Source organism: Jannaschia sp. M317 (assembly GCF_025141175.1).
In the GTDB taxonomy this organism is placed as follows: Bacteria; Pseudomonadota; Alphaproteobacteria; order Rhodobacterales; family Rhodobacteraceae; genus Jannaschia.
The window spans coordinates 1,453,545-1,475,037 of record NZ_CP081155.1 but is presented as its reverse complement, the minus strand read 5'-3'; the positions used below and the strand labels follow the sequence as shown (position 1 = coordinate 1,475,037).

General features: G+C 63.0%; 21 protein-coding genes. 13 read left to right on the top strand and 8 right to left on the bottom strand.

Features of this window, described 5'->3' with window-relative positions:
* Positions 1-3: 3 nt before the first annotated feature.
* From K3551_RS07565 to K3551_RS07540, 6 genes are read left to right on the top strand one after another with little or no spacing between them, the layout of a single operon-like run.
* On the top strand, positions 4-1,131 hold the full coding sequence (locus K3551_RS07565) for a hypothetical protein (protein WP_259918903.1): 1,128 nt from the start codon (positions 4-6) through the stop codon (positions 1,129-1,131).
* Positions 1,131-1,919 (top strand): HpcH/HpaI aldolase/citrate lyase family protein, encoded by a 789-nt coding sequence (locus K3551_RS07560; RefSeq protein ID WP_259918902.1) that lies wholly within the window; start codon positions 1,131-1,133, stop codon positions 1,917-1,919. Before K3551_RS07565 ends, K3551_RS07560 begins: the two co-directional genes overlap by 1 nt.
* Complete coding sequence (locus tag K3551_RS07555; RefSeq protein WP_311199777.1) at positions 1,909-2,616, top strand: alpha/beta fold hydrolase; 708 nt, start codon at positions 1,909-1,911, stop codon at positions 2,614-2,616. Before K3551_RS07560 ends, K3551_RS07555 begins: the two co-directional genes overlap by 11 nt.
* Entirely contained in the window at positions 2,603-3,313 is a 711-nt protein-coding gene (locus tag K3551_RS07550; RefSeq protein ID WP_259918901.1) for an RraA family protein, read from the top strand. Before K3551_RS07555 ends, K3551_RS07550 begins: the two co-directional genes overlap by 14 nt.
* On the top strand, positions 3,310-4,584 hold the full coding sequence (otnK, locus tag K3551_RS07545) for a 3-oxo-tetronate kinase (protein WP_259918899.1): 1,275 nt from the start codon (positions 3,310-3,312) through the stop codon (positions 4,582-4,584). Before K3551_RS07550 ends, otnK begins: the two co-directional genes overlap by 4 nt.
* Positions 4,581-5,231 carry an aldolase gene (locus K3551_RS07540; RefSeq protein ID WP_259918897.1) on the top strand — a complete coding sequence of 217 codons (651 nt, stop codon included), beginning with the start codon at positions 4,581-4,583 and terminating at the stop codon, positions 5,229-5,231. Before otnK ends, K3551_RS07540 begins: the two co-directional genes overlap by 4 nt.
* 375 nt (positions 5,232-5,606) lie before the next feature.
* On the opposite strand, the gene K3551_RS07535 is transcribed toward K3551_RS07540, so the two are convergent.
* From K3551_RS07535 to K3551_RS07515, 5 genes are all read right to left on the bottom strand, one after another.
* Positions 5,607-6,440: an ABC transporter permease gene (locus K3551_RS07535; protein WP_259918895.1), complete on the bottom strand. Its 834-nt coding sequence runs from the start codon at positions 6,438-6,440 to the stop codon at positions 5,607-5,609.
* The gene (locus K3551_RS07530; protein WP_259918894.1) at positions 6,437-7,363 is read right to left on the bottom strand and encodes an ABC transporter permease; all 927 of its coding nucleotides are present in this window, start codon (positions 7,361-7,363) and stop codon (positions 6,437-6,439) included. The genes K3551_RS07535 and K3551_RS07530 overlap by 4 nt, the downstream gene beginning before the upstream one ends.
* A gap of 7 nt (positions 7,364-7,370) precedes the next feature.
* Positions 7,371-8,465: an ABC transporter ATP-binding protein gene (locus K3551_RS07525; RefSeq protein WP_409197414.1), complete on the bottom strand. Its 1,095-nt coding sequence runs from the start codon at positions 8,463-8,465 to the stop codon at positions 7,371-7,373.
* Between the two features lie 17 nt (positions 8,466-8,482).
* Positions 8,483-9,529 carry a PotD/PotF family extracellular solute-binding protein gene (locus K3551_RS07520; RefSeq protein ID WP_259918893.1) on the bottom strand — a complete coding sequence of 349 codons (1,047 nt, stop codon included), beginning with the start codon at positions 9,527-9,529 and terminating at the stop codon, positions 8,483-8,485.
* Between the two features lie 190 nt (positions 9,530-9,719).
* A complete protein-coding gene (locus tag K3551_RS07515) occupies positions 9,720-10,526 on the bottom strand; it encodes a DeoR/GlpR family DNA-binding transcription regulator (RefSeq protein ID WP_259918892.1) in 807 nt (268 codons plus the stop codon).
* An 83-nt stretch (positions 10,527-10,609) separates the two neighbouring features.
* Between K3551_RS07515 and K3551_RS07510 the strand changes: the two genes are divergently transcribed.
* The 7 genes from K3551_RS07510 to K3551_RS07480 are packed head-to-tail and all read left to right on the top strand — an operon-like array spanning position 10,610 to position 17,473.
* The gene (locus K3551_RS07510) at positions 10,610-11,734 is read left to right on the top strand and encodes an SIS domain-containing protein (RefSeq protein ID WP_259918891.1); all 1,125 of its coding nucleotides are present in this window, start codon (positions 10,610-10,612) and stop codon (positions 11,732-11,734) included.
* Complete coding sequence (locus K3551_RS07505; protein WP_259918890.1) at positions 11,734-12,765, top strand: carbohydrate kinase family protein; 1,032 nt, start codon at positions 11,734-11,736, stop codon at positions 12,763-12,765. Before K3551_RS07510 ends, K3551_RS07505 begins: the two co-directional genes overlap by 1 nt.
* Positions 12,762-13,532 carry a BtpA/SgcQ family protein gene (locus K3551_RS07500; RefSeq protein ID WP_259918889.1) on the top strand — a complete coding sequence of 257 codons (771 nt, stop codon included), beginning with the start codon at positions 12,762-12,764 and terminating at the stop codon, positions 13,530-13,532. The genes K3551_RS07505 and K3551_RS07500 overlap by 4 nt, the downstream gene beginning before the upstream one ends.
* A complete protein-coding gene (locus K3551_RS07495; protein ID WP_259918888.1) occupies positions 13,529-14,461 on the top strand; it encodes a polysaccharide deacetylase family protein in 933 nt (310 codons plus the stop codon). The genes K3551_RS07500 and K3551_RS07495 overlap by 4 nt, the downstream gene beginning before the upstream one ends.
* Positions 14,458-15,336 carry a polysaccharide deacetylase family protein gene (locus K3551_RS07490; RefSeq protein WP_259918887.1) on the top strand — a complete coding sequence of 293 codons (879 nt, stop codon included), beginning with the start codon at positions 14,458-14,460 and terminating at the stop codon, positions 15,334-15,336. The genes K3551_RS07495 and K3551_RS07490 overlap by 4 nt, the downstream gene beginning before the upstream one ends.
* Entirely contained in the window at positions 15,333-15,971 is a 639-nt protein-coding gene (locus K3551_RS07485; protein ID WP_259918886.1) for an aspartate/glutamate racemase family protein, read from the top strand. The genes K3551_RS07490 and K3551_RS07485 overlap by 4 nt, the downstream gene beginning before the upstream one ends.
* The gene (locus K3551_RS07480) at positions 15,968-17,473 is read left to right on the top strand and encodes an amidohydrolase family protein (protein ID WP_259918885.1); all 1,506 of its coding nucleotides are present in this window, start codon (positions 15,968-15,970) and stop codon (positions 17,471-17,473) included. The genes K3551_RS07485 and K3551_RS07480 overlap by 4 nt, the downstream gene beginning before the upstream one ends.
* Before the next feature lie 335 nt (positions 17,474-17,808).
* On the opposite strand, the gene K3551_RS07475 is transcribed toward K3551_RS07480, so the two are convergent.
* From K3551_RS07475 to K3551_RS07465, 3 genes are all read right to left on the bottom strand, one after another.
* A complete protein-coding gene (locus K3551_RS07475; RefSeq protein ID WP_259918884.1) occupies positions 17,809-19,146 on the bottom strand; it encodes a TrkH family potassium uptake protein in 1,338 nt (445 codons plus the stop codon).
* A gap of 9 nt (positions 19,147-19,155) precedes the next feature.
* On the bottom strand, positions 19,156-19,818 hold the full coding sequence (locus K3551_RS07470) for a TrkA family potassium uptake protein (RefSeq protein WP_259918883.1): 663 nt from the start codon (positions 19,816-19,818) through the stop codon (positions 19,156-19,158).
* Positions 19,819-20,050: 232 nt separating this feature from the next.
* Entirely contained in the window at positions 20,051-21,490 is a 1,440-nt protein-coding gene (locus K3551_RS07465) for a sensor histidine kinase KdpD (RefSeq protein WP_259918882.1), read from the bottom strand.
* Between the last annotated feature and the right edge of the window lie 3 nt (positions 21,491-21,493).

The window sequence follows — 21,493 nt, the reverse complement described above, 5'->3', positions numbered from 1 at the left end:
ACCATGACCCCCATCACACAAGACATCGCAGACGCACGCCACATCAAACGGGATGACTATGTGTCCTGCACGGTCGCCTTTATCGACTGCAAGAAGCCTGGATCAGACACCAAGGAAAACTACTCCATCATTGGCCCCGGCGTGACGTCATCGGCGGATCAGGTCATCAACCTGCCAGAGGCACACGGCTTCAATATCGGGGCGGCGGCAATGCCCCATGGCATCACCAACAACCTGCACATCCACTTCACCGCCGAAGTGTTCATCGTCCAGGCCGGGGAATGGACATTCCGTTGGGGATCGAACGGTGAAAACGAAGTGACGGGGCGCAAGGGCGATATCGTGTCTGTCCCCACATGGATCTTTCGCGGCTTTACCAATACGGGTCCCGACGATGGCTGGCTCTTTACCATTCTTGGCGGGGACAACACCGGCGGCGTCATCTTCCACCCCGAAATCATTCGCGAAGCGGCTGACTACGGGCTGTATATCTCGACGGAAAACAGCCTGATCGACACCTCGCGCGGCGATGCCGTTCCGCCGGAAAGCGGGCGTATTCCACCAATGCCCGACGAGGATGTCGCCGATCTGCGCGATGTGTCCCGCGACGAAATGATGTCGAGGATCGTTGCAGCCGACGCCCGCGATTTCAAACCTGCCTTCATCGACCAGGCGCTTTCGACAGGCGGCGCACAAATTGCGCCCGTCATCGGGTTCGGCATGACCCAGAACCGCGAACATGCCGCACCGCTCACCAATCCCCATGGATTTTCAGCGGAATGGCTGCGCATCGAACCGGGCCAGTCTGTCGGCCCCTTCAGCGTCGATGAAAAGATGGTGCTGATGATGCATGAGGGACAATTGCGCCTGGACTACGCCGATGGCGGCAGCGCGTCCGTCGAGATCAACGCATGGGACACCTATTCGATCCCCGGTGGCGTGATGCGCAGCTTGACCGCAACGGGCGACACCCCCGTCGAAGCCTTGGTTGTCCTCAGCGGGGATCATCGCAAGCGACCCGTCTTTGCGCCAGACGTCCTTGATGCGGCACGAGCAGCGGGCCTCGGTCTGGACGCGAGCGGATTCGTCGCAAAGGCGTCCCTTTTGCCCAGCTACCGGCGGGCAGGCTGATGCGCGCCAACGCTGTCCGGACCCGCATTGCCGCCGGTCAGACCGTCGTGAACGGCTGGCTATCGATCGCGTCGACCTATTCCGCCGAAGGCGTCGGTCATAGCGGCGTGCATGCCGTCACGGTTGATTTGCAACATGGCATGCTGGGGTTCTCTGACGCCTTGGCGATGATGCAGGCGATTTCTGCGACGCCCGCGACGCCGATGGTGCGGGTTCCGGATCTGAACCCTGCTCAGGTCATGCACCTGCTGGATGCCGGCGCCTACGGGATCATCTGTCCGATGATTTCGACACCTCAGCAAGCCGAGGAACTTGTCGCGGCGTGTCGGTATCCGCCGCACGGCAACCGCAGTTTCGGGCCATCGCGTGGCATGCTGTACGGTGGTCGCGACTACGTCGCCGAAGCGGATGGGACCGTCATGGCAATCCCGATGATCGAAACCGCGGAAGCCGTGGAACGGATCGAAGAGATCCTCGCCGTGGCGGGGGTGGATATGATCTATTTGGGCCCCAACGATCTGGCCTTCGCGCTGGACGGACATGTCGGCCATCCCCGCCCCAGATCCGAAGCGGCCATGCTGCATGTGCTGTCGTCTGCAAAACGGCGCGGCATACCGGTCGGTGTGTTCTGTGCCTCGGGCGAAGACGCGCGGCGCCGGGTCGCACAGGGATTTGACCTGGTTACACCGGGCAACGATTTCGCCCACCTGACGCGAAGCATGCAAGACGCGGTCCGCGAAACGCTGCAAGTTACCGGCCCACAAGTCACCGCTCAAAATGGATACTGACAGTTTGGCGGACCGGCCCTGGATCTTGCTGGGCGGGACCCTGTGCACCGAAATCTTGTTTGAGGATATGCTCGATACGCTGGCCGTTCCACCACAGCACCGACAGCATATCCCGCTAGATCAGCCAAAGGTCGAAGACTATGCATGCGTCCTTTCGGATCTTCCCCGTGGCGCGGTCGTGTGTGGTTTTTCTCTGGGGGCACTGGTCGCGGCGCATCATGCTGACCGCATGTCGGCCCATCGGCTGATCCTCTTTGGGGTGAACCCGTTTGCAGACGATCCTGTCTGTGCCGTTCGCCGCCATGACCTGGCAAGGGACGTAAAGGCTCGTGGTGGGGCCGCGGCGCTCATGGCTCGCCCGCCAGAGGTTTTTGGCCCGACCGCTGATCAGACACGTGCTCGGATCTGCGAAATGGCTGACGCGACATCGCATATGATAGATGCCCAGACGCGACTGTCGCTGACACGCCCCGGTGCCGTGCCTGCACTGGCACGTGCGCGGATGCCCGTGCTGGCACTGGCTGGCACCCAGGACAGGATCACCCCGCCGAGCTATGGCATAGCTGCCGCGCAGGCGGCTCCGGACGGACTGTTCATCCCGCTTGAGGGACTGGGGCACTACGCGCTGCTGGAAGACCCACAGGCATGTGCATCGGCCGTCATGCAGGCCACCAAGGTGACACATGACGGCACCTGACATTCCCGCTTTGATCGCACGCCTGCAAACCTGCGATACGCCGACCGTCTGCAATGCAATCGAAGTCGCGCAAGGCCGCCGAGGGTTTTCAGGCTTCACCCACCGCACAGTTCAATGGGCCGGCGATCCGGACGCGCGGATCGTCGGCTTCGCACGCACAGCCCGCATCTCGGGAAACCTGCCCCCGACCGCGCCGACAGAGGAAATCCGCGCACGCCGCATGGCCTACTTCGAGGCCATGAACAGCGGGGCCCGACCCGGCGTTGCCGTGATAGAAGACCTCGACGGCGATGCCGCGCTTGGTGCTTGGTGGGGCGAGGTTCACGCCCAGATTCACAAGAACGTCTTCGCCCTGGGCGGAGCTGTCACAAATGGTGTGATGCGCGATCTTGGCGATATACCGGACGGATTCCCGATTTTGGCAGGATCTGTCGGCCCAAGTCACGGATTTGTCCACGTCCACGATATCGGCACCCCAGTAACGGTGTTTGGCATGCGCGTGGCGCAAGGTGACTTGATCCATGCGGACAGACACGGTGCAGTCTGTGTCCCTGTCGATGTGATACCGTTGCTGCAGGACGCGCTGGACCGGCTTTTCGCCGCCGAAGCAGTGGTCCTTGACGCCGTCGGGAATGGACCCGTCGATTTTGAAACCTTCAAGGACCTTTGGGCAAAGTTTGAAAAGGCACGCACATGACCGGAACCATTTTTGGCTGTATCGCAGACGATTTCACAGGTGCCACGGACATTGCCGGTCTACTGGCACGCAGTGGTGTCCAGGTGTCCCTGCGCATCGGCGTGCCTGATAGCCCATTGACCCGGACAAGTCCGTTTGAGGTGATCGCGCTGAAATCACGCACCGCCCCTGTGGCAGATGCCATCGCCGAAACCCGAGCGGCGCTTGCATGGTTGCAAGGAGCCGGAGCAACGCGGTTCTTCTGGAAATACTGCTCGACCTTCGATTCCACTGCCGAGGGCAACATCGGCCCCGTGGCCGAAGCCTTGATGCGCGATCTGGGAACAGACCAGACAGTCTATTGCCCCGCTTTCCCCGAAAACGGACGATCCATCTTCATGGGCAACCTGTTCGTGGGCCGGCAACCGCTTGCCGAAAGTCCGATGAAAGATCACCCGCTGACGCCGATGCGCGACAGCAATCTGATGCGGTTGCTGCAGCCGCAGGTAACCAGGCCCGTCGGGCTGACCGACCGATTGACCGTGGCGCGCGGCGTCGACGCGGTGCAGGCCAGCCTGGCGTACCACCGCGCGGATGGCGTGGCCCATGTTGTCATGGATGCCGTCGCCGATTCAGACCTCGAAACCATCGCAGCGGCCTGTCGCGATATGCCCTTGATGACCGGTGGATCTGCGTTGGCGATGCCGCTTCCGGCGCTTTACCTCGCCGATGGCCTGCTTTCCAAGGACGCCCCCAGGCAAGCCACGCACGAGATTGATCGCACCACGATCGTTCTGTCAGGCAGTTGTTCTGCCATGACGAATGCGCAGGTGGCGGCCTATATCGCGCAGGGGGTGCCTTCGTATCAGCTTGACCCACTGACGCTGACCCAGTCAGGTCCGCAAGCCGTTCTCGATTGGCTGGCGACACAAGATTTGACAGACGCACCGCTGATCTATGCGACAGCCGATCCCGCAAGCGTCAAGGCCGCGCAAGCCAAGCTGGGCGTGGCGCAAGTCGGTGCCTTGATCGAACGAACCCTTGCCGCCTGCGCCGTTGCCGCGCGGGATGCGGGCGCGCGACGGATTATCGTGGCGGGCGGGGAAACGTCGGGTGCCGTGACAAAGGCCCTGGGCGTGAGCCAGCTCGATATCGCCTCCGAGATCGCGCCGGGCGTGCCTTGGACCTATTGCCTATCCGCAGGCACGCGGATCGCCCTGACGTTGAAGTCCGGCAACTTCGGCACAGAGACGTTCTTCAGCGACGCTCAGGCCAAATTGGATCAACCATGACCCCCGAAACCCACCTGAGAGAACAGGTTTGTCTGCTGGCAAAATCCATGTTCGACCGTGGTCTGACAGGTGGCAGCACGGGGAACATATCGGCCCGCACCCCGGACGGCGGGCTTCTGGTGTCACCCACGGGGACCAGTTTCGGACGCCTCGATCCAGCCCGCCTCAGCCGGTTCGACGTCCAGGGCAGGTTGATCGATGGCGATCCTCCGACCAAGGAAATGCCGTTGCACGCGGCCTTTTACGATACCCGCTCCTCGGCGGGCGCGGTTGTTCATCTGCACAGCTGCCATTCGGTCGCGCTGTCGATGATGCCCGACGCGAATGAGGATGACTTTCTGCCGCGCCTCACACCTTACGGCATCATGAAACTGGGTCGCGTGAAACTATTGCCGTTCTTCCTGCCCGGCGATCCCGCAATGGGTGAGGCGGTGCGCGGTCTTGCGGGAAAGCGATCCGCCGTCATGCTCGCCAATCACGGACCCGTTGTGGCCGGCAAAGACATAGAGGCCGCGTGCAACGCCATCGAGGAACTCGAAGATACGGCAAAACTGGCAATGATGACGCGCGGCATGAATCCACGCGGGATTTCGGACACTGATGTTCAGCGCTTGATCACCAGGTTCGATGTCGAATGGGACGGGTGAGTTGGCTCTCGGTTTCTTGTCAATTCAGCTGGAAAACGCACTGGTGGGGCCCGCGCGATAGCTGGCCGGCCTGAGAATGTGGCACCCTTACGACGACCAAACCGCAGACTGGTCGACTTGCAGCAAGGTGCCAGGGCCGCGCCAAAACAAAGATGCAGCGGGACAGGTCGACAGGGCGAAGCCTCATTCCGAGGGACATCGAAACAGCTCACGCACCGATCCAGGGTCGCGTCGCGGCCTCTATCGCCACGCCGCCCTTGGCCACGGTGTCCGCAGGACAAAACCATCCTTCGAATGGCAAAGCCTGCGGATCATCGGGTTGGTGCAACAAGGTCGGCTCTCGCCACACCCAAGCGGTTGTCTGGGCAGACCTTGCTACTTGTTCATTTCATCCAGGCCGATGGACCGTGACAGGGCGACCAGCGCCACCAATGCCAGCAGAATCTGTATGCCGGACACCGCCGCCACCAGGGGTGAATTGGTGGTTTGCACCATTGCCAGCAACTCGATCGGCAACGGCCGGTCCCGGAATCCATGGGTGAAGATCGCGACCGAGATGTTGTCGAACCCTTCGATGAACGTGAACACCGCCCCGGCCAGGATCGCGGGCATGAGCAGGGGAAACGTGACCGTTCGAAGCGCGGCGAACGGCGTGGCCCCAAGGTTGGCCGCCGCCTCTTCCAGCGACGGGTCGAGGCGTTGCAAACGGCTCATGATCGTGCGGACCATCACCGCTAGGACGAAGATCGCGATCGAGATGGATTGCAGCCCGATGGACGGGCCGATCCCGACCAACGCACCGGCGAAAAGGACAGCAACACCAAGGACGATGCCGGGCACCATGTGCGGCACAAGTACGTAGATCGACACGGCTGTCGTGCCCTTGAACTGACCCCGCACGCAAGCGAGAGCCGTAGGAACGCCGAGGACGATGCAGATCAGCGTCACGGCGACCCCGACCTTGAGCGAGTTCAGCATTGCGGTGACCAGAACGTCCTTCGAAAAGACCTGCCGGTACCAGTCAAAGGTAAACCCCTCGGGCGGAAAGCTGACGTAGGCGCGCGTGTCGAAAGATATGATCAGCACGATGATCGAGGGTGCCACGAGGATGATCAACGCAATGATTGCGAGCGTTATCACCGCCCCGATGCCGATAGTATCCGTCAGGCGACTGCCGCGTCCGCCTGTATCCCAGTCCGAGCCTGTCATGCGTCTCGCCCCTTCGTCCAGCGGGTGAAATGGTTGGTGGTCACTGCGATCACGGTCAACACGAGCAGGCAGGAGAGCATCAGGATCAGCGATGAAACCGCGCCCTTGGACCATTCGAGGGAATAGACGACCTGCTCGTAGATCATGGTTGCGGCGTTGAGATAGTTTCCACCGCCCAAAAGCTGAGGCACGACGAAGGTGGTATAGCTGAGCGTGAAGACAAGCGCGGTACCGGTGCCGACCCCCGGCATGCTCATCGGGAGGATGATGTGGCGCAGGGTTCCCAGACGGCTCGCCCCGAGATTGGCCGACGCCTCTTCGATGCTGCGGTCCTGGCGCGACATCACCGCGATCAGCGGCAAGATCATCACCGGCAGGTGGATCTGCGCCATGCCGATCAAGACGGCCCAATGGGTATTCACGATGCGCAGCGGCTGGTCGATCACTCCCATGCCCATCAGCGTCGAATTGACCACACCGCGCCCGCCCAGGATCACGAGCCAGGCATAGGTTCGCACGATCCCTGACGTGAGCAGGGGCGCGATCGTCAGGATCAGGATAAGACGCCGCGTCCACGCGCCCCCGACAAGATAGAGGTACGCCACCGGATAGCCGAACAGCAGACACAGGACCGTCGTCGTAAGCGCCAACGTGAGCGAGCGCCGGAACGTCGTCCAATAAAGCGGGTCCGAAAGCGCATTCGTCAGGAAGTCGAAGGTGAACCCGTTCCAGGAGATCGCCCCCCGGTTCATCATGATATCGGTAAAGCCCAGGGACAACAGGATGCCGAAAGGCACGACTGCAACGACCGTCAGCGCGATCAACGCCGGCACAGCCGGCCAGACGCCGCGGCCAGACAGAAGCTTGTCCATCGTGGCGGACCCGATACGGGCCAAGGGGGGCGGGCTTGAGGAAGCGATCATTGGGGCATCATTCCTGCGGATAGACCGCGCAAAGCGATGGGTCGCGCAGGGTCAGTGTCACGTCGACCCCATCCGACAGGATGCGCGCTTGTTCCTGTCTCAAGGCCGACACCTTCAGATCTCCGTTGTCGGTCCGCACGATGTACTCCACCAGGGGGCCGACCGGCCGATGCAGCAATACGGTGCCGCGCCAGGGGCCCTCGCCGCCCGCCTCCAGGCGGATGTTGTGTGGCCGCGACATGACGCGGACAGTCCCGGACAGGTCGGTCTGAAGGGCGGCCCCGTCGGGAAAGACGACGCGACCGTCCCGCGCCTGCGTCTCCCAGAAATTCGATGCGCCGACGAAATCGGCGACATAGGCTGTCGCCGGATGGTCGAAGACCTCTGCCGGTGGTGCAATTTGATCGATCCGGCCCTGGCGCATGACGGCGATGCGGTCGGACATGATCAGAGCTTCCTCTTGGTCATGCGTGACGAAGATCGCCGTAATGCCGAGGCGCTTGATCAGGTTCCGCAAATCCATCTGCATCGCGCCGCGCAGCTTGGCGTCCAGCGCGCTGAACGGCTCATCAAGCAGGAGCACGCGCGGTTCCAGCACCAGAACGCGCGCAACGGCGACGCGCTGCTGCTGTCCGCCTGAAAGCTGCGCGGGCCAACGGTCCGCGAATTGCGACATGGCGACGGTTTCCAGGACACGCGCGACTGCTTCGTCGATCTCTGCCTTGGGCATGCCGCGCATACGCAGGCCGTAGCCCACGTTCTGTGCGACGGTCATGTGCGGGAACAGGGCATAGGACTGAAAGACCACGCCCACGGGCCGCCGGTTGACCGGGATGGGCAAAGCATCCCGGCCGTCGATGGTCACTGCACCGGAATGCGGTGCCCAGAACCCCGCGATACAGCGCAGAAGCGTTGTTTTGCCGCACCCGGAGGGACCGAGCAGCGTGACAATCTCGCCCTCGGCCACGTCGATTGAGCAATCTGACAGAACGGTCATGGTCCCGAACCGCATTTCAAGGTCGCGCACCCGCAATACCGGCGCGGGGATACCGGGGGCGGCCTGCGCACCCCCCGGTTCGACCGCGTCGTCCGGTCGCGTCATCTGTCGTTCCGCAACCGTCATCCGGCAAACATGCGGTCGAAGGTTTCGACCGTTTCCCCACGCAACGGCGCGATTTCCTGCCATGCCAGCGACGACATCGCAGCCCGCTCCGCCTCCGACGCGGGAACGTAGGGGGCCGCGGCCTCGGATGTCTCCACCCCTTCTACCACGGTGCCGAAGTAGAATGGCGCGCCTCCTGCGAATTCCTGCAGCTCGGGCTGAAGCATGATGTCGGCGAACTCGTGCACCAGCTCGCGGGTCCCGTCGGCAGTATTCACGAAGTGCACCACGTTGGACGGCAGCATCAGCGGGCCCGGGCCCTGCACCTTGACGTAGCCGATGGGCAGGCCAGCAGCCGCCGCCAGTGCGGTATTGACGTGCCAGAGCGGCGTGATGTCGATCTCGCCCCGTTCCAGCATCTGCTGCAGAAGCGGCGGGGACCGACCGACCAGCGGATCCAGCTCCATCCATTTCTCCAGGGCAAAGTTCATCTCGGTCTGCGGCTGACCGAAGGCCTCGGACGTGGCCGCCAGGACACCAAGCCCAAGGTTCGACTGTGGGCGACACATGCCGACGCGACCGGCGAACGCCGGGTCCCACAGCTCTTCCCACGTGGTCGGAGGCGTGTCGATCGCCTCCATGTTGTAGGCGATCCCGATGCCCTCAAAGGTGATCGGACAGCCCGCGCCATAGGACAGCGGCGGAAAGCGGTCGGCGATCGTCGACGCATTCGGAATCATCGAAAGGTCCATCGGCTCCAGCACATCTTCGGCGAGCGCATTGACGATGGCAGGCGAGCCCATCACCGCCATGTCGTAGGGCGAGTTCCCCCGCGCCGCGCGAATTTGCGCCAGCGCCTCGGTCGAGAGGCCACCGATGATGGTGAGCGAGGTGCCCGGATGGCGGCGAGCCAATTCCTCGCCCGCGCGCATCAGCGGTCGGTCCTGCTCGTTGCCGTATCCGATCATCACCAGCTCGCGCTGCTGCGCCCGCAGGATGGTCGGGGCGGCAAGCGCTGCCGTACCCATCAATCCGCCCACTACAGTCCGTCTTGTCAGTTTCATGGCAGTGCCACCCCCGTGTCATCGTTTCAATCTCAGGATTTCCATCCCTCACGATTTATCAAAATGTACTAAAAACAAAAAAACGCAAGTGTCTCGATCATGCAGGCAGAAAGTTGCCGCGTATGCAGTCACCCGCAGGGGTGCCTGCCGGACAATTAGGCATCTTGTGGATCCGAAAGGGGCTGGCGCGTCAGGCCAGAAGCACTTGAAGGCCGGTCGCCTCCAATGCGGATACGTCGGCAGGCCGCGCTCCGCTGTCGGAAACGAGGGTGGACACCTCGGCCGTATCCGCGATTCGCGCGCCAGCCACGTGACCGATCTTGCCAGAGTCGCCCAACACGACTACCCGGCGCGACGCGCGCAGCATGGCGCGCTTGATCTCCACCTCTTCGAGGCTGGCATTGGTAAAGCCCCGATGCGCGTCGATCCCCGTGCAACACAGAAAGGCGCAGTCCGCGTTGATCTGTTCCAGCAGAAGCGTCCCGAAGGGCGATATCAAAGAGCGCGCTGCTGAGTTACGCCCGGTTTTCTTTAGTTTTCCGCCCGTTACAAGGACCACTATCCCCGCGTGGCCATGCAGCGCGACTGCGATATCAAGACTGGACGTCACGATAAGCACGTCATGAATGTCGTCCGGAAGGGCAAGCGCAAGCGCCATTGCCGTGCTTCCGGCGTCAAGAATGATCGTCTCGCCCGACCGAACCATACGCGCGGCCATCGCACCAATACGGGCCTTTTCTTCATCAAGCTCCTGCCCGGGCAGATCTGCGGGAGGCTCGAACCGCGCGGGCCGAACGGCCATCGCGCCACCCCTTATCCTGCGCAAAAGTTGCTTGCGGTCCAGCGCATCCAGATCCGAACGGATGGTAACCGCGGTCACGCCAAGCTCTTCCGCGAGCGTGGTCACCTCCACCATGGGCTGTGCGCGCAACCGATCCAGGATGTAGGCATGCCGGGGCGTGACCGCAGCAGAGATGTTTTGCGCATCGTCGGGCATTGTCGAAAGACCCCTTGTGTTTTTCGGTCAAAAGAAAATAATGAAAGAAAGAGCCGGGGAGCAACCTCGGGAATTCAGGAGATATGATGATGGGCATCCAGGACCGCCTCAAGGAAATTCGTCGCGAATCCTCTTCGGACGCACCCGGTGACAAGGAGCGGTTCCGGCGCGTGGAACTGACAGGCACCGAGATGATGACGCAGGGCGACGCGATCCGGGCGACCCTGGCCGCCAACGTCGAACCGCTTGCGAAGATCGGGCGCGATCTTGCGGATCGGACGGTCAAACGCGTCGTCATGGTGGGGTGCGGCGACTCGTGGATTTCCGGATACGGGGTTCGCCCCGCGCTGGAACAGGCCTTCGGCTGTCCGTGTGAACCCTACGAGGCATTCGACTTCGCGACCTACGGCACCGGCGTCATGGATGCGGAAACGGTGGCGATCGGCCTCAGTTCTTCGGGCAAGACGGAACCTGTCATGGACGGACTGGCCGCCTCGGCAGGGCAAGGGGCCTACGTGATCGGGTTGTCGAACACACTCGGCTCTCCGCTTATGGAACAGTTTCCGGGCGCGCTGCACATTCATGCAACCCGGGGCGGCTGGCCCACGCAGTCATCGACGGCAGCGATGGCGCTCAAGCTGGCGCTTGGTGCGGCGGTTGCGCGGGCACGGGGGCGCGCGGACGTTGCAGACGCAATCGACGCGGCGCTGGCCGACCTGCCCGATCAGGTGGACGCGGTTTCCAAGGCGTTCTGGGCACCGGCGCAAAGGCTCGCCCGCAAACTGGCGCGGGCTGATCTGGTGCTGCTGGCCGGGGCGGGGCCGTTCTATGCGCCCGCCGCCTTCGGGGCTGCAAAGCTGAAGGAGTTGGCCCCGATCCACGCGATTGCCTTCCCTCTGGAGGAATATCACCATTATCGCACGCAGAAGGCTGGCGACCCGATCTTTCTCGTCGCGGCGGACGAAGCCAGCCATACCCGCGCGCTTGAAACCGCGATCATGAGCAAAGGGGAGGACGGGTTCTGCCTCGCGCTTGTCCCGGAGGGCGAGCAGGAGATTGCCGCCGTCGCGGACGAGGCCTGGCACCTGCCCCATGTCCCCGGCCTTGTGGCGCCGCTGGTCTATTCCGTTCCGCTGCATCTTTTTGGCTATCACGCGGCGGTCGAACGGGATGCGGTCGGCCTTGGCGCACCGCGACAGTCGATCTGATGCCGCCGGGCGTCCCTGATCTGATCACTGTCGGCGGCCTGACCGTCGACAACGTCGTGGCTGCGGATGGGACGCTCGGCCTTGGTCAGGCGGGCGGGAACGGGGCCTATGGCGCGGTCGGCGCGCTCCACTGGGTCAAGCGGGTCGGGCTGGTCAGCCAGGCCGTTTCAAGCTACCCGACGACCGTGCTGGACCGGTTGGTCGCGGGGGGCGTCGACCTGCGGGGCGTGGCCTTTGTGCCCACTGAGCTTCGTGCGGGAACTTGGTTTTTCTATGAGCCCAACGGCGACCGGGACGAAAGCTTGCAGAGCGCGCCGGAGGATCTGGCCGCGGCGGGGTTCCCCACCGACCGTTTGACGCCCGCGGAACGTGCCCGATGGCACACCTTGCTTTCAGGACGGCAACAGCCGGACGATATCGGGTACGCCGCGTTCCGCGTGCAGAACCCGCTCAGCCCCGCCCAGGTCCCGGCGGACTTCTGGCAGGCCCAAGGAATGCTCCTCGCGCCGTCCGGGCCGGCGGTCATGCAGGCCATGCTGGACCGCACGCCCGCCGGCATGACGACCGTGGCCGATCCCGGATGGCAACTGGCCGCACATCACCTTGATGATTTGACCCCGATCCTCTCGCGTCTGGATGCCTTTCTGCCCAGCGAGGTCGAACTGCGTCGCTTCGTGCCCGGCGCGGAGCTGTCGGACGCGCTGGCCGTTCTGGCAAAACGGTGTCCGGGCGCGGTTGCCGTCAAGCTGGGCCCGCGCGGCGTCCTGGTCTGGGACCGCGCACAAGGCGTTGCCACGCTGGTCCCGGCCGACTCCGTGCAGGCCATCGACCCGACCGGCGCAGGGGATTCCTTTTGCGGTGGCTTCCTGGCCGGTCTGGTCCAGACATCCGATCCCTTGCGGGCCGCGCGATTTGGCGCGCTCTCTGCGGGCCGTGTCGTTCGCCATTTCGGGGCCGATGGGGCGCTGCCCGTCGATCGCAGCCGAATGCGCGCCCTGATCCCGAATTCTTCGAAAGTGACGCCCGAATGACCCAACAGCTGTTCACCCAACGTCCCACCGTTATCGCCGCGCTGCACTTGCCGTCCCCTGGGGCGGGACGCTCGATGGCCTGGCTGGAAGACTATGCTGTCACCAATGCCCGGATTTTTGCGGATGCCGGCGTGCCTTGGGTCAAGATCCAGGACCAGACGCCAACCGACGGCCCGGCCGCGTCCGAGACGATTGCCACGATGGCCGCGCTGACACGGCTGGTCCGAGCCGAAGTGCCCTCGCTTGGTCTGGGGATCATCATCGAAGCGCACGACCCACAGGCTGCCTTGTCGGTGGCAGCGGCATCGGGTGCAGATTTCGTCCGGCTGAAGGTCTTCGTCGGGGGCGCGATGACCGCCTTCGGCCCGCGCCACGCGCTGGCCCCACAGGCGATGGCCCACCGGCGGCGGATCGGGCGAGAGGATATCGCCGTGCTGTCGGACGTGCATGATCGAACGGCCGTACCCCTGTCGTCGGAGTCCCAGGCCGTTGCCGCGGGCTGGGCCGCAAAGGCCGGGGCCGATGGGCTGGTCATCACCGGCAGCAGTTTTGAAGACACCCTGGACCGGATCGCGGCGGTTCGCACGGCGGGTGTGCGCAAGCCGATCCTGATCGGTGGGGGCGTGACCAACGAAAATGTTCGCGACGCGCTTGGGGCATCCGACGGCGTGGTGGTGAGTTCGGCCCTGATGTGCGGTGCGCCCGATGATCTGATCCGATGGGATGCCGACGCCTGTGCCCGTTTCATGGAGGCCGCCCGGGCATGACCCAGCGCGACTTCGAAGGCTATCGTCACGGCGTGCCGGATGTCCGCTGGCCCAATGGCGCAGGGCTGGCAGTCTCCATCGTGGTCAACATCGAAGAAGGGGCGGAACTGTCGCTGGGCGAAGGCGACGCGCGAAACGAGTCGATCTACGAAGCGGTGGAACTGATCGAGGGGGAACGCGACCTCTGCATGGAAAGTCACTATGAATACGGGCCCCGTGCCGGATGGCCGCGTATCCGGGATGCCTTGCGCACGCGGGACCTGCCCGCCACTCTGAATGCCTGCGGCCGCGCGCTGGAACGGACCCCCTGGATCGCCCAGCAGGCGGTTGCCGACGGACACGAGGTGGCGGCGCACGGCTGGCGTTGGGAACGGCACGTACATATGGACGAGGCCACGGAACGACGCGCCATCGCCCGCACGGTCGAGGCGATCGCCCGCACCGCCGGGTCGCCTCCGCTGGGGTGGCACACGCGGTCTGCCACGTCGCTGCGGACACGGGATCTGCTTATCGAACAGGGCGGATTTCTATACGACAGTAACGCCTACAACGACGACCTTCCGTATTTGGTAGATGGCATCGCGGGGCCGCATGTCGTTCTGCCCTACGCCTTCGACACCAACGACATGAGGTTTTTCAATCGGGGCGGCTTCGTCTTTGCAGAGGATTTCGCGCGCTACTGTATCGCCGCCTTCGATCGACTTCTGGCGGAGTCCCTGCGCGCGCCGCGGATGCTGTCCATTGGTCTGCATACCCGCATGATCGGTCGGCCGGGCCGGATCGCCGGGCTGGAGATGTTCCTCGATCATGCACTGGCGGCCGACGGCGTCTGGTTTGCAACCCGCGCCGATATCGCGCGCCACTGGCGGGCCGCCAGATCCCTGCCCGTATGGCAACCGCGTGCCTGTCCAGCGGGTTTTTCCGGATGATCCGCGATCTCGTCGGATACGGTGGCCAGACGCCCGATGTCGTCTGGCCGAACGGTTCGCGGCTCGCCGTGTCGGTCGTCATCAACCTGGAGGAGGGCGCGGAGCAGCAGGTGATCGATGGTGATCCCGTCACCGAGAGAATGGGCGAGGTTCTGAGCGTCGTTCCGGACGGCCGAGCTGATCCCGGGCAAGCGCAGATTTTCGCCTATGGGCCGCGATCAGGGGCGTGGCGGATGGCCGATGCGCTGACGCACCACGACGTGACCGCCACGATTTTTGCCTGCAGTCGCGCCGTGGAACGCGCGGCCCCCGTCGCTCACCGGTTTGCACAGGACGGGCACGAGGTGGCCTGTCACGGCTGGCTCTGGCGTCCCCATGCCGACTACGATGATCCCGACGCCGAGGCCCGCGATCTCGATCGCGCGGGGCAAGCCATCGCGCGCGTCACTGGCAAGCCGCCCGTGGGGTTCTTCTGTCGCGGTGCCGAAAGCCCCTGGACCCGCGACCTGCTGGCAGACCGTGGTTATCTCTACACGTCGAACGGGTTCGACGATGATCTTCCTTACGCTGACGGCCCCCTGACCGTGGTCCCCTATGCCCTAGACAGCAACGACATGAAGTTTTTCCACCCGAACGGCTTTGTGCGGGCCGCAGACATGGTGGATTATGTGACCGACGCGCTCGACGTGCTGGAGACGGAGGCGGCTCGGGGGCGGACGCGACTTCTCAACATCGGGTTCCACCTGCGGATCGTCGGACGACCCGGCCGGTTCAAGGCGTTCGATACCATTCTGAGTGTTCTGGCCGCCCGCAAGGACCGGCTCTGGGTGGCATCGCGTGAGCAGATCGCCCGCGCCTGGATCGCCGCGACATGAAACTCGCCCTCGTCAATCCCAACACCGACGTCGCGGTCACCCGCGCGATGTGCGCCATCGCCGCGCGGGGGGGGATCGACATCACCGGATTCACCGCGCCGTTCGGGGCCGCCCTTATCACCAATGAAGAGGCACTCGCCCAGGCAGCCTATGCCGTCGTGACCCTTGACGCGGCGTTGCGCGGATTTGATGGGGTGATCGTCGCCGCCTACGGCGATCCGGGGCTGGCGGCATTGCGCACGCGCGTGCCCTGCCCCGTCACCGGAATTGCCGAGGCCGCGATGCACGCGGCGGGAATGGGGGGGCGGCGTTTCGCGGTCGCGACCACGACGCCCGATCTCTGCGCTTCGATCCGGGCGGGGGTCGCGGCTGCGGGCCACGCCAATTTCGCGGGCGTTTGGCTGACACCCGGAGACCCTGTCAAACTGACGGCCGATCCTGGAAAGCTGACCTGCGCCCTGCATGCCGCCTGCGAAGCGGCGATTTCGGAGGGGGGCGCAGAGGCGGTGATCATCGGGGGCGGACCTCTGGCGCAGGCGGCTGAAACGCTCCGCGACAGGTTGTCGGTGCCGCTGATCGAACCCGTCCCCGAAGCCGTCCTCCTGGCACTCTGCCGCGCAAAGGGGAAAACATGACCGATAAACTCGTCGTCGCTGACCGTATCTTGACCGGGTTCGATGCGCGGGGTGCGCCGGAGATCCTCGACAACAGTGCCCTCTTGATCGTCGGTGACCGTATCGCGGCCATCGGACCGACCGAGACGTTGCGCCGCGACCACCCCGGCACGCCCGAGATAGGGGGGCGGGACTACGTGGCGATCCCCGGGCTGATCAACGCGCACCATCACGTCGGCCTGACCCCGTTTCAAATGGGCGCGACGGATCAACCTCTTGAGCTATGGTTCGCCGAACGACTGGCGATGCGCGATGTCGATCCGCGTCTGGACACCCTGTTTTCCGCCTTCGAAATGATCGCGTCCGGGGTCACGACCGTGCAGCACCTGCACAGCCGTGCGCCCGGCGACCAAACCGCAGTGGTCGGGCGTGCCCAGGCCATTCTCGGGGCCTACCAGGACATTGGAATGCGGGTCAGCTATTCTTTCGCCCTGCGTGATCAGAACCGCATGATCTACGCCGCCGATGAGACGTTCATCGAAATGCTGCCCCCCGACGCCCGCGCCCCCATGGCCGCCTATCTTGGTGGTTTCGCCTTGCCGCTGGATGACCAGATCGGAGTGTTCCGCGCCCTGCGCGATATCTGGGCAGACGCGCCCGGTATCGCCATCCAGATCGCGCCAGCCAACCTGCATTGGCTTTCGGATGCCGCCTTGGAACAGGCCGCCCGCCTGTCCGAGGAAACCGGTGCCCCGATGCACATGCACCTGCTGGAAACCCCGTACCAGAAGGAATACGCGCGGCGCCGCACCGGCGGATCCGCGGTGGAATACATCGATCAGTTCGGCCTGCTTACCCCCCGCCTGACGATCGGGCACGGCACTTGGATGACACCTGATGATCTGGCGTTGCTGGCCGAGCGGGGCGCCTGCCTTTGCCACAATTGTTCCTCCAACCTTCGTCTGAAGAGTGGGACACTGGACCTGAACGCCGTTCTCGCCGCGGGGATTCCCTGTGCTCTTGGCATCGACGAGGCGGGGATCAATGACGACCGTGACATGCTGCAGGAGATGCGGATGGCTCTCACCCTTCACCGCCCCGCAGGTCACGACGCCAAGGCCCCGACGGCGGCGCAGGTGCTGCGTATGGCGACACAGCATGGCGCGGCAACGACACCCTTCGGACAGGATATCGGACGCCTGGCGGTCGGGGGGCTGGCGGACATTGTCTTGGTCGATTGGAAGGCGGTGACGCAACCGTGGCAGGACCCAGCGATCGGCATGGTGGATGTCTTGATCCGTCGTGCCCGTAGCGGCGCCGTGAAGACGGTCCTGATTGGCGGCGAAGTGGTCTTTGATCGGGGGCAGTTCACGCGGATCGACCGGGACGAAATCCATGCCGCAATCAACCGGGCCCTCAATCGGCCCGACACACCGGCCGAAGCCGCCCGCCGTGAAATGGCCGCCGCGGCGCTGCCGATTGTGCGCGCGTTCTATTCGGATTGGGATATCCATTCCGAATAGGTCTGACCCCCGTTGTCGCCTGTCCAACTTGGTTGAGCGTCACCATCTGGCCGGATCGTTTGGAAGGGCGTCTTGTCGCGCTCAGCCACGGCCTTTGCGGTGGGGCGACGTGTCCGGGCCGCCCATGATCAATGCGCCGAGTGGGATCGATCTGAACGTGTCGCACCACCGCGTTCGCCGTCGACACGCACCGGAACCGTCTCTGGGCTCAAAGAGCGGAAATGGGGGGATTACCCAACCTCCTTTTCGTCGAAGATCAGCAGACTGCAAATCGTAGCTTATCTCAGTGTCAGAATTTCAGAGGGTAACTCAGGCCGATCCCATGCGACGCCCCCCTAACCCAGGAAAACCTTGCCTTCCGGGTATCCGACTTTGGGCCTGACCTGTGACGCCAGGAAAAACGCCAGGGTCAGGGGGCCAAGGCGGCCCACGAACATGATCAGTGCGATCAGGACCCGGCCGAATTCGTCAAGCTCTCCTGTCGCGCCGCGTGACAAACCGACCGTGCCGAAAGCTGAACAGACTTCGAACAGGAGATCTAGAAAATCGCCCCGGTACGTCAGCGAGATCAAAAACAGACCGACGAAAACGAGAAAGATCGAAATCGACGTAAGGGACAGCACCTTCATGATTTCCGAAATTCCAAGACTTCGACCGAAAATGTGAAGGCGCTCTTGCTTGCGGAAAAAGGCAAGCGTCGCGAGTGCCAGAACAATCAGGGTCGTAACCTTGATCCCGCCCGCAGTAGAGGAAGGTCCCCCTCCGATCAGCATGAGAGCAAGCGTCATGACGGTCGTGCTGTCTTCCATGACGGCATAGTCGAGCGTATTGAAGCCCGCAGTGCGCGGGGTCACCGCCTGGAACCAACTTGCAAGCAGCCTTGCGCCGTCGCTTTCGAGACCTGCAAGAGTTGCGGGATTGCTCCATTCCAGAATGGCAAACATCAACCATGAAAACAGGATAAGAAACAGCGTTCCGGTCAACATCAACTTGCTATGCAGGTTCAGCTTTGACCATCGCCGTTGCCGGTTCATGTCCGCCAATACAACGAATCCCAGGCCACTGAGTATGAACAGGACCGTAATCGTGATGTTGACAGTCGGATTTGCGACGTACCCCATAAGGCTGTCAGCAAAGAGCGAGAAGCCAGCGTTGTTAAAAGCCGAAATTGCATGGAACAATGCCTGCCAGAATCCCTGGGCCCACCCGAATTCGGGAACGAAGACGGTCATTAGAATGACAGTCGCGACGGCTTCTGCGGCGAGCGCGACGATCACGACAATTCTGACGAGCGCCATCAATTCGCTGACACTGGTCTGGCCAAGCTCGTCTCGCAACACAAGACGCTGAGGCATGCCAATGGTCAGACCCAGCATCGTCAGAAGCAACGCCGCAAAGGTCATGAGACCCAATCCGCCGATCTGGACAAGAAATGCGATGATCACCTGACCGATCAGCGTGAAATCCGAACCTGTATCGACGACGACGAGCCCCGTGACCGTAACGGCAGATGCCGCGGTGAAAAAAGCGTCGCTGAACGTCACGTTGCCAGAGTTGCTCCACGGCAGGCGTAGCGCGACCGCGCCAAGAAAAATGAAGATCGCGTAAATTGCAGCGAGAACGGCAGGCGGACTGAACCGCTTGCTTGTCATTGAAAACCGAAATCGCGCCATGGCTGTCGACTAAAGCAAGCTTGCGAAATCGCGAAGGTCCTGGCGGCTTCCCAGCAGCAAGAGCAGGTCGTCTTCCTCCAACTCACAGCTTTTGCCGTCGTGGCCCACGTAGTCGGTGCCCCTGAGAACGCCAATACACCGTAGATTATGATCTCGTTCGTATGACAGACCGGCAAGCGTTTTTCCCTGCAGGCTTGATGGGACGCGGAAATTGACCACATGCTGTCCGTTGCCAAGGCTGACGTAGTCGCGAACCAATGGATTGTTCAAAACCTGGGCCACGTGCTGTCCTATCTCGCGTTCTGGATGGACAACACGATCCACACCAAGCTTGGACAGGATGCGGTGATGGTTCTTGGATGTGGCCTTGGCCCAGATGGTCTCGACGCCAATGGTCTTTAGGTTGATCGTCGCAAGAACGCTGGCTTCGATGTCGGTGCCGATCGCGACAATCCCGACATCAACCGCGTCAATGCCCGCCGCGCGCAAAGCTGCGTCGTCGCGGGCATCAAGAATAAGAGCTTGTCCGAGGTCGTCAGCGTAGGGGGCGACATGACGCTCATCTAGGTCGACGCCAATCACGTGATTGCCAAACCGCTGCAAATCGCGGGCAAGTGTGCCGCCGAAGGTGCCCAATCCGATCACGACGAAGGTACGAGATTTTCTGGCCATCGAGGCACTCCAGAGACAAACGCCTTCAAGAAGATGTGGCACTTCTCGTTAGCGGACACAAACGCGGAGAAGCGTTGCCGGTTCCGTGGAACATCACGGTCATGCAGCGCGTGGCATCGATAGATGACGTCGTCTGGCCGGCCATCGCAGCGCGTCATCCTGTCTTCTGTCGATGCGGCCTATCGGTTCGGCCAGTATGGTCTTGAGCAGAGGCTTGCGTCTTCTCACAGGTTCAATTGCGCTGAATCTCCAGCTTTGCAGCCACGCCACCGGAAACGTCTTCAAAGGCCAACGAACCGCCGTGCAGTTTGGCGATCGTTGCGACAATCGTCAGGCCCAAGCCGTGCCCGTCGATGGTGGCAGTGTCTTCGCCGCGCTGGAACGGAGCCATCAGGGCTTCGATGTCCTGGGCGGATGTCTGGGTGCCCTCGTCTTCGATCACCACGGTGGCTGTTCGGGCGTTCGCCGCAATCGATACATGCGCGCGGCGTCCGTATTTCAGGGCGTTCTCGATCAGGTTGGTGATTGCGCGTTGCAATGCCACGGGACGGGCAAAAACGATGATGTCGTGTTCAGACGGCACCACGCCCTGTCCTTGGCGCGACATGAAGATGGACCTTCCGCCTTGGACAATCACCTCTTTGGCTTGTTGCAACATGACAGGCTGCCCGACGTCCTGGTAGTCTGCCACAACGGCATCCACGAGAGAGGTCAGTGACAGCTTGCGCGGGGCCTCTGAATTCATTTCGGCGTTGGTGTAGGTCAGCACGCTTTCGATGATGCCTGTCATCGTGTCGATGTCGTTTTCGAATTTCTGCCGCAGCTCCTTGTCAGGGATCAGCGCGGCGCGCAGACGCAAGCGGGTCGCAGGCGTGCCGAGGTCGTGGCTGACACCGGACAGAACCGCGGCGCGACTGGCCAATTGATCCCGCTCGACCTCCAGATAGCTGTTTACGGCTGTCACGATATCGCGCAGCTCCTGCGGGCCCGTCGCATCGTACCTTGTCGGGCCACCGACGCGGCGGCGATTGCGCAGTTGATGCGCGAAGGCCGTGAAGTCTGACGACAGGTTCAACGCCAGGGTGATCATCGTACCCATCGCCAAGACCGCCAGAATGGCCGCCAAGAGCCGTCGGTCTGGGGGGCTTGCGGCGCACCCCCAAACCTGCGCCCCTTCGATGCTCAGCCAGGGAGCGTCGCCCATTTTCGCGACAACAACCGGGTCGCTGCAAAAGGACGCGAACTTGCGCGTGACGGCCCCGGTCGTTTCCGCCGCAGTCTGACCTTCGCGGTTGGGAAGATCGGCGATGTTGTAGGTGATGTCAGGGGACAGAATGGCAAGCGTCAGGGGCGCTCCGATCCGCTGCGGCGTGATGTCGGCGGAAATCGGGATGATCGTCAGGCGCGACGCGGATGTGCCCCCCGTAATCTGGCGAAACTGACCCGTCGCGGCCAAGGCTTGATCCTCGGGCGACAGGGCCCGAAGTGTGACCCCGGTTGGCGGTGCAGTGCCGTTCTGCAAGGCATCATAAAGCGTCACACCGGCAACATAGGCGGCGCTTTGATGGTCGCGCCAACTGGCGGTCGACTGGGTCCACAGCCAGACCGAAAACGCACCCGCCAGGAATGCCGCGCTGACTGAAATCAGGCCGATGAAGCGCAGGCTTGTCATGGC

What these genes read in the sequence shown, in the direction of transcription:
- K3551_RS07520 (WP_259918893.1), bottom strand. Translation starts at nt 9,529, where the DNA reads ATGAAACTGACAAGACGGACTGTAGTGGGCGGATTGATGGGTACGGCA.
- K3551_RS07475 (WP_259918884.1), bottom strand. Translation starts at nt 19,146, where the DNA reads ATGGCGCGATTTCGGTTTTCAATGACAAGCAAGCGGTTCAGTCCGCCT.
- K3551_RS07525 (WP_409197414.1), bottom strand. Translation starts at nt 8,465, where the DNA reads ATGACGCGACCGGACGACGCGGTCGAACCGGGGGGTGCGCAGGCCGCC.
- otnK (WP_259918899.1), top strand. Translation starts at nt 3,310, where the DNA reads ATGACCGGAACCATTTTTGGCTGTATCGCAGACGATTTCACAGGTGCC.
- K3551_RS07560 (WP_259918902.1), top strand. Translation starts at nt 1,131, where the DNA reads ATGCGCGCCAACGCTGTCCGGACCCGCATTGCCGCCGGTCAGACCGTC.
- K3551_RS07550 (WP_259918901.1), top strand. Translation starts at nt 2,603, where the DNA reads ATGACGGCACCTGACATTCCCGCTTTGATCGCACGCCTGCAAACCTGC.
- K3551_RS07500 (WP_259918889.1), top strand. Translation starts at nt 12,762, where the DNA reads ATGACCCAACAGCTGTTCACCCAACGTCCCACCGTTATCGCCGCGCTG.
- K3551_RS07515 (WP_259918892.1), bottom strand. Translation starts at nt 10,526, where the DNA reads ATGCCCGACGATGCGCAAAACATCTCTGCTGCGGTCACGCCCCGGCAT.
- K3551_RS07540 (WP_259918897.1), top strand. Translation starts at nt 4,581, where the DNA reads ATGACCCCCGAAACCCACCTGAGAGAACAGGTTTGTCTGCTGGCAAAA.
- K3551_RS07555 (WP_311199777.1), top strand. Translation starts at nt 1,909, where the DNA reads ATGGATACTGACAGTTTGGCGGACCGGCCCTGGATCTTGCTGGGCGGG.
- K3551_RS07485 (WP_259918886.1), top strand. Translation starts at nt 15,333, where the DNA reads ATGAAACTCGCCCTCGTCAATCCCAACACCGACGTCGCGGTCACCCGC.
- K3551_RS07490 (WP_259918887.1), top strand. Translation starts at nt 14,458, where the DNA reads ATGATCCGCGATCTCGTCGGATACGGTGGCCAGACGCCCGATGTCGTC.
- K3551_RS07495 (WP_259918888.1), top strand. Translation starts at nt 13,529, where the DNA reads ATGACCCAGCGCGACTTCGAAGGCTATCGTCACGGCGTGCCGGATGTC.
- K3551_RS07470 (WP_259918883.1), bottom strand. Translation starts at nt 19,818, where the DNA reads ATGGCCAGAAAATCTCGTACCTTCGTCGTGATCGGATTGGGCACCTTC.
- K3551_RS07510 (WP_259918891.1), top strand. Translation starts at nt 10,610, where the DNA reads ATGATGATGGGCATCCAGGACCGCCTCAAGGAAATTCGTCGCGAATCC.
- K3551_RS07480 (WP_259918885.1), top strand. Translation starts at nt 15,968, where the DNA reads ATGACCGATAAACTCGTCGTCGCTGACCGTATCTTGACCGGGTTCGAT.
- K3551_RS07465 (WP_259918882.1), bottom strand. Translation starts at nt 21,490, where the DNA reads ATGACAAGCCTGCGCTTCATCGGCCTGATTTCAGTCAGCGCGGCATTC.
- K3551_RS07565 (WP_259918903.1), top strand. Translation starts at nt 4, where the DNA reads ATGACCCCCATCACACAAGACATCGCAGACGCACGCCACATCAAACGG.
- K3551_RS07530 (WP_259918894.1), bottom strand. Translation starts at nt 7,363, where the DNA reads ATGATCGCTTCCTCAAGCCCGCCCCCCTTGGCCCGTATCGGGTCCGCC.
- K3551_RS07535 (WP_259918895.1), bottom strand. Translation starts at nt 6,440, where the DNA reads ATGACAGGCTCGGACTGGGATACAGGCGGACGCGGCAGTCGCCTGACG.
- K3551_RS07505 (WP_259918890.1), top strand. Translation starts at nt 11,734, where the DNA reads ATGCCGCCGGGCGTCCCTGATCTGATCACTGTCGGCGGCCTGACCGTC.